The organism is Vibrio sp. 970 (assembly GCF_033339075.1).
Map to the genome: position 1 here is coordinate 224,554 of NZ_JAWOTW010000001.1, position 13,829 is coordinate 238,382.

Annotated in this window: 13 protein-coding genes; 4 read left to right on the forward strand and 9 right to left on the reverse strand. The window is 48.1% G+C overall.

All coding sequences use genetic code 11. The features are described from left to right. Positions 1–12: 12 nt before the first annotated feature. From R7Q11_RS01050 to doeA, 6 genes are all read right to left on the reverse strand, one after another. Complete coding sequence (locus R7Q11_RS01050) at positions 13–534, reverse strand: DUF2058 domain-containing protein (RefSeq protein WP_053307193.1); 522 nt, start codon at positions 532–534, stop codon at positions 13–15. A gap of 172 nt (positions 535–706) precedes the next feature. After that, positions 707–2,110, reverse strand: coding sequence for an aspartate aminotransferase family protein (locus R7Q11_RS01055; protein ID WP_225466109.1), 1,404 nt, complete (start codon positions 2,108–2,110; stop codon positions 707–709). 41 nt (positions 2,111–2,151) lie between these two features. Further along, positions 2,152–3,672: an NAD-dependent succinate-semialdehyde dehydrogenase gene (locus R7Q11_RS01060; RefSeq protein WP_054702559.1), complete on the reverse strand. Its 1,521-nt coding sequence runs from the start codon at positions 3,670–3,672 to the stop codon at positions 2,152–2,154. Positions 3,673–3,827: 155 nt separating this feature from the next. Further along, on the reverse strand, positions 3,828–4,307 hold the full coding sequence (locus tag R7Q11_RS01065; RefSeq protein ID WP_005387046.1) for an Lrp/AsnC family transcriptional regulator: 480 nt from the start codon (positions 4,305–4,307) through the stop codon (positions 3,828–3,830). A gap of 123 nt (positions 4,308–4,430) precedes the next feature. Next, positions 4,431–5,438, reverse strand: coding sequence for a N(2)-acetyl-L-2,4-diaminobutanoate deacetylase DoeB (gene doeB / locus R7Q11_RS01070; protein ID WP_017819818.1), 1,008 nt, complete (start codon positions 5,436–5,438; stop codon positions 4,431–4,433). A gap of 54 nt (positions 5,439–5,492) precedes the next feature. Further along, a complete protein-coding gene (gene doeA, locus R7Q11_RS01075; RefSeq protein WP_005373780.1) occupies positions 5,493–6,680 on the reverse strand; it encodes an ectoine hydrolase DoeA in 1,188 nt (395 codons plus the stop codon). A 271-nt stretch (positions 6,681–6,951) separates the two neighbouring features. On the opposite strand from doeA, the gene R7Q11_RS01080 reads away from it, so the two are divergent. Continuing rightward, complete coding sequence (locus R7Q11_RS01080) at positions 6,952–8,385, forward strand: PLP-dependent aminotransferase family protein (protein WP_080996812.1); 1,434 nt, start codon at positions 6,952–6,954, stop codon at positions 8,383–8,385. A 20-nt stretch (positions 8,386–8,405) separates the two neighbouring features. Here the strand turns inward: R7Q11_RS01080 and R7Q11_RS01085 are convergent, their stop codons facing one another. After that, complete coding sequence (locus R7Q11_RS01085; RefSeq protein WP_225466110.1) at positions 8,406–9,428, reverse strand: helix-turn-helix transcriptional regulator; 1,023 nt, start codon at positions 9,426–9,428, stop codon at positions 8,406–8,408. A 131-nt stretch (positions 9,429–9,559) separates the two neighbouring features. Between R7Q11_RS01085 and R7Q11_RS01090 the strand changes: the two genes are divergently transcribed. From R7Q11_RS01090 to R7Q11_RS01100, 3 genes are read left to right on the forward strand one after another with little or no spacing between them, the layout of a single operon-like run. Further along, on the forward strand, positions 9,560–10,321 hold the full coding sequence (locus R7Q11_RS01090; protein ID WP_054574554.1) for an SDR family NAD(P)-dependent oxidoreductase: 762 nt from the start codon (positions 9,560–9,562) through the stop codon (positions 10,319–10,321). Between the two features lie 40 nt (positions 10,322–10,361). Beyond that, the gene (locus R7Q11_RS01095) at positions 10,362–10,874 is read left to right on the forward strand and encodes a 2,4'-dihydroxyacetophenone dioxygenase family protein (RefSeq protein ID WP_225466111.1); all 513 of its coding nucleotides are present in this window, start codon (positions 10,362–10,364) and stop codon (positions 10,872–10,874) included. Between the two features lie 4 nt (positions 10,875–10,878). Next, positions 10,879–11,937 (forward strand): zinc-binding dehydrogenase, encoded by a 1,059-nt coding sequence (locus R7Q11_RS01100; RefSeq protein ID WP_064369391.1) that lies wholly within the window; start codon positions 10,879–10,881, stop codon positions 11,935–11,937. 82 nt (positions 11,938–12,019) lie between these two features. On the opposite strand, the gene R7Q11_RS01105 is transcribed toward R7Q11_RS01100, so the two are convergent. Continuing rightward, complete coding sequence (locus R7Q11_RS01105; RefSeq protein ID WP_213879764.1) at positions 12,020–13,144, reverse strand: alkene reductase; 1,125 nt, start codon at positions 13,142–13,144, stop codon at positions 12,020–12,022. 10 nt (positions 13,145–13,154) lie between these two features. Further along, entirely contained in the window at positions 13,155–13,784 is a 630-nt protein-coding gene (grxB, locus tag R7Q11_RS01110) for a glutaredoxin 2 (RefSeq protein WP_033906334.1), read from the reverse strand. Positions 13,785–13,829: the final 45 nt, after the last annotated feature.

Sequence of the window (13,829 nt, forward strand, 5' to 3'; positions counted from 1 at the left end):
GATTATTTATTGTTACCACATCAAATCGTCAGGCACGACGAAATCTGCGTATGGATCGTCTTCTGCTGGAATGTCAGATTCTGCTTCTTTCTGTTCGATGATGACGGACTCATCACGTTGAGCAATTTTATTCGCTACTCCACGTGGAATGACAACATAGCTTTCACCAACAATTGCGATTGCCAAAATACCTTTGATCAACTGCTCGCGGATAAGTGAATCTACATAAAGTGATTTCACTAGCGTACCGTGAGTGAAGTTGTATTTGATGTCGCCATCTTTTAAGTCGATCTTGTTCATCTCAATCAATTGATTGATCTGCGCTTTGATCTCTTTATTTAATCGTTCAGCATTTTGTTGCTCGCTCAATTGTTTATCACGCTCTAACTGTTGGCGTTTATTCTCTTCAACCGCCGCTTTTACTTCGCGTGCTTGAACGCGTGATTTTTTTGAGCCTTTCTTCGCTTTCTTTAGTTTCTTTTCATTAACTAAGCCAGCTTTCAGCATTTGTTCTTGAAGGGTAAGTTTTGCCATGTTTCATCCAGTTAGTGCGCAATTTTGGGCATTTTACCCACTATTGCCACTTGTAGTAAATAATAGTGCTTTCTATGGGTCTAAAATGTTTGGTTGGCTTGTTGTCTCTTTAATGGAAAGTGCAAAGCGGGCCTTCTCCAAAGCCCGCGAGCATTACTGAAATCTAGGTGGGTTATGGCTGCCACGGTTTAGATGTGACGAGGTTATCCATCACTTTGTTTACCGCTTGATGCGCTTTGTCGACAATGGTGTCTATATCGTTACGATTCGCGATAAGCGGTGGAGCAAAACCGAGGATGTCACCATGTGGCATAGCGCGAGCGATTAAGCCTTGCTCTAAACAGGCCGCCGCGATTTGCGGGCCTACTTTCAAGTTTGGATCAAAGTGTGCTCGGCGAAGCTTGTCTGAAGAAAACTCCAACGCATGCAACAAGCCAACGCCACGAGTATCACCGACTAATGGATGATCGTTAAACGTCTCTGCCATACGTTGCTGCAAGTAAGCGCCGACTTCGGCCGCGTTTTGCACTAAGCCTTCACGTTCAATGATATCGAGGTTGCAGTTCGCGGCTGCCGCCCCCATTGGGTGACCAGAGTAGGTATAACCGTGTCCGATAGCGCCCCATTGGTCGGTGCCGTTTTCTAGCACACTCCAAACTCGTTCACCGACGATCACGCCAGACAGCGGTTGATACGCTGAGGTTAACCCTTTCGCTACCGTGATGAGATCTGGTTTCATGTCGTAGTGGAGTGAGCCAAAATCGGAGCCGAGGCGACCAAAGCCACACACCACTTCATCCGCAATCAAGAGCACATCGTATTTGTCGAGTACTTTGCGAATCGCCTGCCAGTACCCTGCTGGTGGTGGCACAATACCGCCAGTACCGAGCACTGGTTCCGCAATCATTGCTGCTACCGTTTCTGGGCCTTCTTCCAAGATCATCGCTTCGAGTTGATCTGCGCAATATTGAGAGAATTCAAGCTCAGACATACTCTCGTCTTCACGGCGATAATAATATGGCGCGATGGTGTGTTTGATACGCTCAAGTGGTAAATCAAAATGGGCGTGGAACAACGGTAAACCTGTCAGTGAACCGGACGCGATACTTGAACCATGGTAGCCGCGGTCACGCGAAATGATTTTTTTCTTCTCTGGTAGACCACGAGCATTGTTGTAATACCACACCAACTTAAGTTGAGTTTCGTTCGCGTCGCTGCCTGACATGCCGTAGTAAACTTTGCTCATGCCTTCAGGCGCCATTTTGATGATGCGATCTGACAGTGTCACGAGCGCTTCGTTCGTATGGCCGACGTAAGTGTGGTAGTACGCCAGTTCTTTGGCTTGTTCATAAATCGCATCGGCCATTTCAGTCCTGCCATAGCCAATGTTCACACAATACAACCCGGCAAAGCCGTCTATCAGCTCGATGCCTTCTGAATCGGTGATGCGTATTCCGCTTCCGCTCGAGATAATTCTTCCCGGAAGCTCCCCGGCCGCATACTGCTTCAGGTGGGTTGAGGCATGAAATACTCTCTGACGATCGATCTCTAAAAGTTGTTGGGTTTTGTTACTCATGATCCTTCTCCTCGAATAATTGGATATCCATATTTCGTGTCTCAACTGCCACTGACGGTTGGTAAAGCGCCTAAGCAGCAGTATTTGATTTCGCTGTATTCTTCAAATCCGTGACGGCTTCCTTCTCGTCCAAGACCAGACTGTTTCACGCCGCCGAATGGGATAGGGTGCCCTGTCATTTTGACGGAGTTCACGCTCACCATGCCAAACTCCAAACCGCGCATGCAGTGCCAAATTTGGTGAATATCGTGACCATAAACATAGGCAGCTAAGCCGTACTCAGTGTCGTTGCTCATTTCAATCACGGTATCTAAGTCTTGGTAAGGCAATACGCCTGCCACAGGACAAAAATTCTCTTCGCGATACACCGCCATTTCAGGGGTTACATCGGCTAGCAATGTCGGCGCGAAGAAGTTTTCGCCTGGTACGGGCTGGTGGTATCCCGCTACCAATCGCGCGCCTTTGTCGAGCGCGTCACGCACCAAATCATGCGCTTTATCCACCGCAGTGCGATTAATAAGCGGTCCCATGGTGGTTTTTTCGTCTAAGCCATTGCCCAAAACGATGTGGCTCATTTCTTTGGCAAACGCTTCCAAAAACGCTTCGTACTTATCGTCAGGGACGAAAATACGGTTTGCGGCCAAGCAGTCTTGTCCTGCGGTTTGAAACTTCGCATCCACGGCGGCTTTGGCTGCTTGCTCGACATCCATATCTGGCAGCACGATGAAAGGGGCGTTACCACCGAGCTCCATACTGCACTTCTTCACGGTTTGTGCCGCGTCGCGTAGCAATAGTTTGCCTACTCGAGTTGAGCCTGTGAACGAGAGCGCTTTGACTTTATCGGAGTGACACAAGGCTTGTGACACCATCACCGCATCGCCAGTGATCACGTTAAAGACACCAGGTGGAAAGCCAGCTCGGTCTGCTAACTCTGCCAACGCTAATGCAGAAAAAGGCGTTTCACTGGCGGGCTTAATGAGCACCGGACAGCCTATTGCTAGTGCGGCAGCGGCTTTGCGTGTGATCATGGCATTAGGAAAGTTCCATGGCGTAATCAGTGCTGCGACACCAATTGGCTCGCGCACCGTTGATAGCTGCGCATTCGGAATATGACTTGGGATGGTTTCGCCATAACAGCGGCGTGCTTCTTCGGCAAACCAACGAACAAAGGATGCGCCGTAGTCAATCTCACCTACAGCATCACCTAGTGTTTTTCCTTGCTCCATCACCATCAAATGAGCAAGGTCTTGCTTTGATTCTAGAATCAGGTCGTGCCAACGCATGAGAATTTCAGCGCGCTCTTCTGCTTGCATTTTTCGCCATTGACGAAAGGCTTGGTCGGCTTCATCAATCGCTTGATAGAGTTGTTGCTGAGATAGCTTAGTGATGTAACCGATGACCGTGCCATCTGCTGGATTATCCACCGGATGAAATTGATCACCACTTACCCATTTGCCATTCACGTACGCTAAACCTCTCACCAAACGTACGTCTTTCATTATCGCCATCATGTCGTGTGAGGCTTTTAATTCTTCAGTGTGTAAGCTGTGCAGTGCTGCCATGAGTCCTTCTCCCAGCATCGTTGTCCATAATGAAACTGTAATGGAGAAGTGACCGAAATAATTTCTGATACCGAGGTTTAAAACGTCAGAACTTTCTTTTTAGTGCAGTTAAATATGGTGTTTTTTCTGTTCACGCCTGATACGCATTTTCCCTTTTATAACAAAGCGTTTTGGTTTACTTCGAATGTGCCCGCATCACGTTTGATTGTTTTTGTCACAATGTAAGTAAAGTAGCGCTCAATGCCCACATCTGAGTCTAACCAGTTGTCGATAAGCCGCTGATATTGGTCGATATCTTCTGACTGAATTTTAAGGATGTAATCGATACCACCGCCCGTGGCATAGCAATCAGTGACTTCTGGTGAATGTTGAACCAGTTGCTCGAAGCGTTTGAACGCTTGGGCGTTGTGTTCTTTGAGCGTAACTTCAACCATAACCGACGTTCGTTTGAACAAAATATCGGTATTTACTTTTGCTCCGTAACCTTCAATGATGCCTGCTTCTTCCAGTTTTTTGACGCGCTCCCAGCAAGGGCTCACGGATAGGTTGATGGCCTCGGCAAGGTGAGATTTGGTGATACGACCATTATCATGAAGTATTTGTAGAATTTTTACGTCGTAGCGATCGAGGCGCATTATGAGTCTCCCTGTTGAATACTAATCATTTCATAAAGGCTGATGACTGGTCGCTGTTATAAGGTGCTTTCCAGTTTGCTTCTGGTATGCCATTTGTTTTGATTTCTTTAGTTGGCTTTTCAATCAGCCTATCTCGCCGCAGTCTTCGGCTATAACTGCGATAGTGTCACCGATATTCACCATAGCAGGAAAACGACGTGCCGCGAAAATACCATTGCGCTGTGACTTGTACTCAACGGGGGCGGTACCTGTGCGCTCGGTCGAGAAGATTCTCACTAATACATCTCCCTTTTTGACGGTATCGCCAAGATCAAATAAGTATTCTGTGATGCCGTGGTGCTGGCTTTGCACATAACAACTTGCATCAGGCATATCTAATAACTTAGTTGGTTGGGTTGGTTGTTCGTAGTCACCGGGCAAGTTGCCTGAGAAGCGCAAGAAGTTGCGAATGCCACGGTCGGAACAAGCGATGGTTTCTGGAGTGCTGGTTCCGCCTCCTCTTAGTTCGGTGGTAACAAAGATTTTTCCCTGAGACTCCACGGCAGTGTCATACAGGCTGGTGGCGTCCATTTCGAGCAAGATCATGGTGTAAGGTGCGCCAAACAGTTTTGCACCTAATATGCAGGCTTCTTCTTGATCGAGATTGTCGAGACGATGGGCAGCGGCGAACGGCACGATATCTAACGTTTTACCACCTGAGTGAATGTCTAACGCAAAATCGCACTTAGGAACTAGGTAACGAGTAAAATAATCCGCAATTTTCTCGGTCACTGTGCCTATGGGGTTGCCGGGAAAGCTGCGATTTAAATTCCCTTTATCGATAAACGACGTACGTGAGGCATTTTGTACCGCAGGTAAGTTCATCATGGGTACAATAATGACACGACCTTGGATTTGATCTGCCTGAAGCGAGTTCGTCAATTTTAGCAGGCTGGTGATGCCTTCGTATTCGTCTCCGTGATTACCGCCAGTAAGCAGTGCGGTTGGTCCGTGACCATTTTTGATCACGGTGATAGGTATCATAATACTGCCCCAAGCGGAGTCGTCATGTGAATAGGGCAGCGTTAAAAAGCCGTGCTGTACACCTTCTCGGTCAAAGTCTATGGTGGCTGTGATCGAGCTTTTTTGCATATCAAGTCCTTTTAGTTCTCAGATCTAGCTCAACAGAGCTTGAGGTTTGAAAAATTAGTGTTTAACAAATAAGTGGCGTGGAAAGTCACACAGCGTTTTTGCTCCATCATGGGTAATGACGATACTTTCCGTTGTTTCTAACCCCCAATCTTTGAACCACAGTCCCGGCATAAAATGGAATGTCATGCCTTCTCTCAAGATGGTTTTATCGGTGTCTCGCAAACTCATGGTTCGTTCCCCCCAATCTGGCGGGTAGCTCAAACCTATTGGATAGCCACAACGGGCGCCTTCGCGTGAGAATCCCGCTTTATCGAGAACCTGGTTTAGTGCATTGGCGATGTCGGCGCAGGTATTTCCGGGCTTTGCCACTTTTAGGCCTGCTTCAAGTCCTAAAGTTAGGGCTTCGTCGGCTCGTTTGAACTTGTCGTCAGGCTCGCCAAGAAAAATAGTGCGTGAGAGTGGGCAATGGTAACGGCGGTGCGCCCCTGCGATTTCAAAAAACGTCCCTTCGCCTTTCTTGAAGGGTCTGTCATCCCAAGTCAGGTGAGGTGCGGAAGCATCAGAACCTGATGGCAAAAGCGGCACAATCGCGGTGTAATCGCCAAAGTGGTCTTCATGCCCGAGCACGGCTTGGCGGTTAATCTCGGCAACAAGGTGGTGTTTCGGTAATCCTGGTTCAATCATGTCGAACGCGACGCGGTGCATATTTTCAACAATGCGAGCGGCACGGTACATGTACGCCAGTTCTTGATCGGATTTAACGGCGCGGCACCAGTTGACTAGTCCAGTTGCATCGAGAAGTTGAGCATTCGGTAGGTGCGTAGTGAGTGATTCGTAAGCGGTGGCGCTAAAGTAATAGTTATCTTTTTCTACACCGATACGACCACGATCCCAAAGGCGCGGAGCCAGTACGGCTTCGACCAGGAAATCCATCGGGTGTAGCGGCGGATTCATTACATAATGGTCTGGATAGTAGGTGATGTTTTCTGCCGACATATACGCAGTCCTGTATGCTCCGTTGGCATCTTGGCAGCGTCCAAACCAAACTGGCTCATCAGATGGACCAACAACGACACATTGTGGCACGTAAAAAGACCACCCATCATAGCCTGTCAGCCACGCCATGTTAGAAGGGTCATGAATGATAAGGACATCCAATTCTCTTTCTTCCATCGATTGCCGAACTTTCGTTAACCGATCCTGGAACTCATCCAGTGTAAAATGCAAAGCAACGCCTCTCATATTTTCTCCTTGTTAGAAATCCGACGCCTTATGGGCCTTCGGAGACGCTGAGGTATTTCTACCTTCTACCAGCTAGCCAGATCTGCGTTAAAAATGATTGCAATTTACCTCTGGGGTTGTATTTGGATTAAACGATGCTGTTTAACATGTTTGTTTAACCCATACATTTCATGTCAATCATTACAATTGTGGTTTATTTTTGTGCATTTCACCTCGTTTTGTGAGTTAAAGTTCGCCATTTGTTAAATGGAAGTTACAATGAGCATTAAAAATGAATCAATTAAAATATTGTGTCATGACAATTTCTTTGAACCCGATCATTCGGCCAGGCACCGCTAAATACATCTCCATTGGTAACTATCTTGTCGAATGTGTCCGCAGTGGTTATCTAAAACCGGGGACTCGATTACCCACACATCGTGAGTTTGCAGAACAAATTGGCGTCAGCGTACAAACGGTGAGCCATGCATATGGTTATGCAGAGAAAAAAGGGGCGATCGAGTCTTGGGTTGGGAATGGTACTTTTGTCAAATCAGGTTTTGTGGATGAAAGTACGGACACGGAGTTCATGCTGACACAAGAGATGAAAGAAACGCCGGATGAAATTGATATGTCGATTGCACATCCAGTGGTGACCGATCGCCACATTACGCTTTTTAATCAGGCGTTAATGGAGATTGCTGGGCAAACAAACAATCGTGGTTTGATCAGTAAAGCAAAGCCGGTAACAGGTCAGCCTCATCATATTGAGTCAGGAGCACGATTTCTAAGTAGCCAAGGGCTGGATGTGGGTGCCGATCAAATATTACTCACAAATGGAGCATGCCATGGTTTAACGTTGGCTTTAAGCACAGTTGTTGAACACGGTGATTTAGTTGCTTGTGGTCACTTGGTTGATCATGGCTTGATCTCTCGCTCGAGAATGCTTGGATTTAAGTTGCAACCACTTGAAATGGATGAGTTTGGTATAACGCCGGATGCATTTGAATGGGCATGTAAACACAAACCAATCAAGGTATTGTGTTGCACACCTAGCATGGCTAACCCGACTAGTGCGCATATGGATCTTGCACGCCGAGAGGCGATAGCGAATATTGCGCAGCAATACGACATCTATGTAATTGAAGATGACGTGTATGGAGCACTAGAACCTAACCGTGTCCCACCCCTTGCCACATTGTTACCCGAACAAGCTTTCTATGTAACCAGTTTAACCAAAGTTGTAGCGCCAGGCATGCGCACTGGCTATCTGACGGTCCCACGTCATTTTTTGCAGCACGCGATTGGTCGTTTAGCCGCAACGAGTTGGTCTGCGACTCCATTACCATTTGAAGTTGCTCATTTGTGGATCGAGAACGGTACGTTAAATCGACTTATTCGCTTTCAAGTCAATGAGTTTGCTAAGCGACAACGAATAGCAAAAGCCGCTTTAGAAGGGCATGTTTATAGCTCGCACCCGAATGGACAGCACATTTGGTTGAGACTACCCGAGCAGTGGAATAGCGATGACCTGGTTGCTTCGGCAAAGCGTTCAGGGGTGCAGATCACGGGATATAAACCGTTTGTTCTCGATACAAATCAGCCAATGCCTTACGTGCGAATCAGCTTGGGAGCAGAAACAAACCGAGGCTACATCAAACACGGGTTATCTGTGATTGCTGAAATTCTCGATACCAACCCTCCCACCTCACACTTTTTGGTCTGAGCGATAGGTTACTTATGCTTTTATCTGATGGGCTTAAACGTTTGTAACTGAGTTTTTTCTTGTCGCCATTGTCTCGGCGATTTCCCCGTCCAACGGCGAAAGTGGCGGCTGAATACCGCAGTTTCTGCATAGCCCAGTTGCAACGCGATATCGGTAATACTCTGAATATTCTCACTTAAACGCTGCTCGGCGAAATCCTGACGCACTTGCTGCAGTAGCTGTCGATAACTCGTGCCCTGCTGCTTTAGCTTGCTTTGCAGCATTCTCGGGTGTAAATCCAATGCTCTGGCGACACGCTCCACGCTGCATTCTCCGGTCGATAGCAAACGACCAATCATATTTGCCGCTTGGTCACTAAGATTATTGGGGTAACGGGTCTGCAGCTCTTTGAGGTGTTGCTGAAAATGGCGCTCTAGTGCGTCTTCATCTTGGTGGTTCTTAGCGTTAAGTAGACTCGCTTTAAGTAGGATACCGTCAAACTTATCACCGAAACGCAGTTTGTTCTGCTGGGCAAATTCGCTCTGCTCTGCCTCGAAGCTTGCGTGTTGGATCAGGTGTAAAGAGAAGTGGCTCGCTTCAATATCAAGCAGACTGGCAATAAACATCGCCAGATGCGATACACTCAACTGCATCAACTGCGCTATACCGCGTTCGCTGTGCACATCAATACTGAGCGACAACCGTACCCAATCATCTTGTGGCGTCATGTTGAGAGTGACCCCTGACGAATGCAGATAGAGAAAATCATTCACCCGCGCCAAGGCATCACCAACCGTTTCTGCGCGGGAAACCAACATCGGCAAATCTCCCAAACTTTGCAGGTTTTGGCGCTCGGCGAGTAACGCACCAAACAACGGTTGCTGACAACGAGCAGCCGCTTCCTCCAGCAATTCCGCCAGCCTTGGATAAGCGAGATAGGTATCGGGATTGCGAAACTGCGCCGCAGACAGCCCGACGGCAGCCATAATCTCAACCGGATTCTGCCCCAGTTCGGAAACCAAGCTATCAAATTTATCGGCAGCGCCACTTCGTACGATATACATGTCTCGATTTGTAAATGTTAACAGGTTGTAAATCGCAATGTATCAAATTTACTTCGCAAAAGGTCAAGTTAGTGTCAGTGAGTTGATCTAGGTTACATTTTGATAACAACAACGCATGGATGAGAAGCTGTATGGAACTTATCAATAAAACTGCCATTGTGACTGGGGCGGCTGGTGGAATTGGCCAAGCCATTATTGCAAAGCTGAGAGAGCAAGGAGCCAAAGTGCTTGCTGTCGATATTTCAGAACAATCACTGCAAATGTACACAAGTTTTGACTCAAAGCAGTTGGGAACCTTTGTCGCGGACGTCACCGATTACCAACAAGTTGAAGCTATGGTGAAGTGCGCGGTCGAACAGTTTGGCTCGCTTGACATCATGGTCAACAACGCGGGCATCGGTGCACCGAAACCTCTGCTTGACCACGACCCAATTGCCGATTTTGAGCCGATCTCTAAGGTCAACCAAAATGGCGTTTACTACGGCATTCTTGCCTCTGGAAGACAATTCCAAGCGCAAGGCACGCCGGGCGTGATCCTCAATACTTCTTCTGTTTACGCACGAATGGCGTCTGAGATGACCTTTACCTACAACGTCAGTAAAGCCGCAGTCGATATGATGACCAAATGCGCCGCATTAGAACTCGCACCATTGGGTATTCGTGTTTGCGCTGTCGCTCCGGGACGCGTTGATACTCCGATGTTAAGGCAATACGAAGAGATTGGCCTGTGGGACCACATCCGCAAAGAACAGATGCGTCAAAACTTCACACAACCAGAAGAGATTGCTGATGTGGTGGCGTTTCTGGTCAGCGAGAAAGCCAACTGTATCAACGGTTGTACCATCAGCGCATCTGACGGTTTCGAGAATTTTAAGTACCCACTTATGGGATAGGCGAGTACGCCACATTACAGCAATAGCGAGGATGTAAGTTATGTCATTACCAGAAGTTATTCAGCACCAAGATTTCTTATTAACTCTTAATACTAATGAAGAGTCGATCATCGAAGACGCGTTACCGGGTGTGGATGTTTACCCGTTGTTTCTTGATCCAGAAAACGGGACTTGGGTGGTTCGCGCCAAATTCAAACCGGGTATCACTCTGCCTAAGCACTACCACACTGGTGTGGTGCATTTCTATACCCTGAGTGGCGCTTGGCACTACATCGAGTATCCGGACCAAGTCCAAACCGCTGGTAGTTATTTGTATGAGCCAGGTGGTTCGATTCATACCTTTCACTGTCCAGAAGAGTCGGGTGGTGCAGATGGCTTTATGGTGATCCAAGGTGCGAACATTAACTTTGACGACGAGGGTAACTTCATCAACATCATGGATGCAGGTTGGATTGAGCAAGTTGTTATTGCAACAGCGAAAGCACAAGGCTTCACTGCGCGCTACATCAAACCGGGTGCGATTGCTGGCCTAAGCGATGAGCTAGCGGAGTAACCCCATGCAACAGATGAACAGTATCATAATGCAGGATGGTAGTGTCCGCCTGAAGCAAGTCGAAATCCCCAAACCTGCAGCGGGACAAGTGTTGGTTCGTAGTCTAGCTTGTGGCATTTGTGGCTCCGACCTTCACATTACTCGACACGCGGATGAGGTATTTGATGTATTCCACCAGCTCGGGTTGATGCCTGATGAAGCCGGTGAGCACGCTCAAGTGATGTTGGGGCATGAGTTCTGTGCGGAAATTATCGAATACGGTGCCGATACGCAGCAAACGTTGTCCGTTGGTAGCCGAGTCACCTCAGTGCCGATGTTGCTCAGCCAAAATGGCGCGGGCGTTGGTGTTACTCCGGGTACTTATGGCGCTTACTCTGAGTATTTCCTGCTTGATGAAGCGTTATTGCTACCTGTGCCAGACGGAATGCCGTCTGAGGCGGCGGCATTAACCGAACCACTAGCGGTCGGTTTGCACGCGGTCAACCGCAGTGAAATCGAAACGGAAGAAACAGCGCTGGTTGTCGGTTGCGGCCCTATAGGGCTGGCGGTGATTGCTGCACTGAAACAACGTGGCGTCAGCAATATTCTTGCGGTCGATCTTCAGGAAGAAAAGCTGCAACTTGCCAGCGAGTTTGGCGCAAATCGATTGATCAACCCGACCAAGGAAGACGAGATCGCCGTTGGTGAGCAGTACGCGATGAATTCACGCCTGGTCATTTATGAGTGTGTTGGCAAGCATACCTTGATTGACGATTTTCTGCGCCGCGCTCCTGCCCGAGCGCGAATCGTCATCTCGGGTATCCATACGACACCCGCAATCATTAACTACGCGTACGCGACGGTAAAAGAGCTCGATTTGAGATTCTCTTACTACTACCAACCGCACGAGTTTGAGCAATGCCTACAAGCGATTGCCGAACATAAGTTGCCTTGGCAGAAAATGCTCACCGCCAAAGTGGGAATCGATGGTGTCGAAGACGCATTTACAAAGTTAATGACGCCAAATGATCACATCAAAGTCGTTATCGAACCTTGGCGCAGCGGCGCGTTAGAAGTGATTTAACTCTTAGCCAGATTAAGCTAGCTAAAACCAATTTTAGTTTGGTGACAGCCCCAACCGTAGCAGCTAGGTTGGGGCTTTTTTGTTAGGCCTGTTCTGCGCATTCCTGTTGCAGAGCAGGGTAATCGGTGTAGCCTCGTTCGTTTCCGCCAAACAACGTTGAGCCATCGAGTTCTGCCAACGGATGGTGATGTTGCAAGCGAGAGACTAAGTCTGGGTTTGCTACGAATGGCCGTCCGAATGCGACAAGATCCGCGTAGCCTTTCTCTAACACTTCGTTTGCTCGTTGAGGATTGTAGCGACCGGCAACAATAATAGCGTTGCGAAAGCGCTTTCTAAGTTCGATTCGAAACGTCTCAGGAATCGTTGGTGCATCGGCCCAATCGGCCTCGGACAAGTGCAAGTAGGCAATGTCGCGCTCCTGTAGCTGTTTTGATGCCTCTAGGATCGTTTGCACGATATCTGGGCAGTCCATATCTTTAAACGTAATGAATGGTGCCAATCTCACTCCAACTCGATGCGCACCAACAGCGGCGATAACTGCATCCACTACTTCGATAAGAAAACGGATACGATTGTCTCGTGAACCGCCGTAGTTGTCTGTTCGATGGTTTGAATTGGTTCTTAAGAACTGATCGATCAGATACCCATTCCCGCCGTGGATTTCCACACCATCAAAACCCGATTCAATGGCGCGTTTGGCTGCGTTCGCGAAATCACCGACAACTCGGTTGATATCCGCTTGTGTCATGGCGCGAGGCTCAACACAATCGACCATATTGCCGTTGCCTTGTTCATCTGAAATCCAAACTTGCGTCTCTACCGGAGCGAGCGCAGATGGCGCGATAGGCTGTTCACCATTTTGGAATGTTGGGTGAGACACTCTGCCCACATGCCATAGCTGACAAAACATCGCTGCGCCTTGTGATTTGACCGCTTGGGTCACACCCTGCCAGCCCGCCACTTGCGCATCGGTGTAAACGCCAGGGGTGAACGAGTAGCCTTGAGAATCGTCCGAAATTTGTGTGGCTTCGGAAATGATCAGCCCGGCAGAAGCGCGCTGTTGATAATACGTTGCCATCATCTCATTCGGGATGTTGCCCGGCTGAGTGGTGCGTGCGCGAGTCATTGGTGCCATGACAATACGGTTTTGTAGTGACAACGATTTCAGTTGAGCTGGTTCAAACAGCTTATTTGTTCTTTGTTTCATGTTGCGCTCCTCAGATAAGCACTGGCACGTTGGTCGCTTTACGAGCGCTTGCCATCCAGTGAAGTACGGCTGGATCCCATTGCACTTCGGAAGCACTGAAGAAACCGCGCAAAATGGAGAACATAATGGCTTGATCAACCAGTGATGTTTGCTTTTCTGAACTTAGGTTGAGCAAGGGTTTGGTTTGTTCTATCAAAGCGGCGACTTCTTTCGCAATCGCAGGTGTATCGTTAATCAAAGCTTCAAAATTTAACGCTTCGGTTTCTTTTTTTGCACGCCATGCTTGTTTCGCGGTTTCTGTTGCAAATTCCGGTAACGTCATGTTTGACCAACGCGGATACCCGACTTTTTGTAGCGGTAAAAACGCTTGTTTTTGCCAGTCTAAAACCGGTGTTGAGGGTTGGCTGCTTTCATTGGAAGATGCCAATTCAAGGAAGTAGTTGATGATGTCTAAGCTTTCCGCCATGGCTTCACCATCGTCTTTGATCAAAAGAGGAACTTGTTTGGCGCCGATGATGTTTGTGGTGGTGCTCTCGTCGTCATAAGCAATGTTGACGACGTCGAGCTGAATATTCAGCATGCCTGCAACAAAACGGACGCGGGCGCTAAAGGGGCAATGTTCATAAATGTACAGTTTCATGTTTTGTTTCCTATCTCTGGCTGGGCAGGGCGTGTTGTTGTGCGT

Excerpts from the sequence above, each read along its gene's own strand:
- R7Q11_RS01050 (WP_053307193.1), bottom strand. The coding sequence starts at position 534 with ATGGCAAAACTTACCCTTCAAGAACAAATGCTGAAAGCTGGCTTAGTT.
- R7Q11_RS01055 (WP_225466109.1), bottom strand. The coding sequence starts at position 2,110 with ATGAGTAACAAAACCCAACAACTTTTAGAGATCGATCGTCAGAGAGTA.
- R7Q11_RS01060 (WP_054702559.1), bottom strand. The coding sequence starts at position 3,672 with ATGGCAGCACTGCACAGCTTACACACTGAAGAATTAAAAGCCTCACAC.
- R7Q11_RS01065 (WP_005387046.1), bottom strand. The coding sequence starts at position 4,307 with ATGCGCCTCGATCGCTACGACGTAAAAATTCTACAAATACTTCATGAT.
- doeB (WP_017819818.1), bottom strand. The coding sequence starts at position 5,438 with ATGCAAAAAAGCTCGATCACAGCCACCATAGACTTTGACCGAGAAGGT.
- doeA (WP_005373780.1), bottom strand. The coding sequence starts at position 6,680 with ATGAGAGGCGTTGCTTTGCATTTTACACTGGATGAGTTCCAGGATCGG.
- R7Q11_RS01080 (WP_080996812.1), top strand. The coding sequence starts at position 6,952 with ATGAATCAATTAAAATATTGTGTCATGACAATTTCTTTGAACCCGATC.
- R7Q11_RS01085 (WP_225466110.1), bottom strand. The coding sequence starts at position 9,428 with ATGTATATCGTACGAAGTGGCGCTGCCGATAAATTTGATAGCTTGGTT.
- R7Q11_RS01090 (WP_054574554.1), top strand. The coding sequence starts at position 9,560 with ATGGAACTTATCAATAAAACTGCCATTGTGACTGGGGCGGCTGGTGGA.
- R7Q11_RS01095 (WP_225466111.1), top strand. The coding sequence starts at position 10,362 with ATGTCATTACCAGAAGTTATTCAGCACCAAGATTTCTTATTAACTCTT.
- R7Q11_RS01100 (WP_064369391.1), top strand. The coding sequence starts at position 10,879 with ATGCAACAGATGAACAGTATCATAATGCAGGATGGTAGTGTCCGCCTG.
- R7Q11_RS01105 (WP_213879764.1), bottom strand. The coding sequence starts at position 13,144 with ATGAAACAAAGAACAAATAAGCTGTTTGAACCAGCTCAACTGAAATCG.
- grxB (WP_033906334.1), bottom strand. The coding sequence starts at position 13,784 with ATGAAACTGTACATTTATGAACATTGCCCCTTTAGCGCCCGCGTCCGT.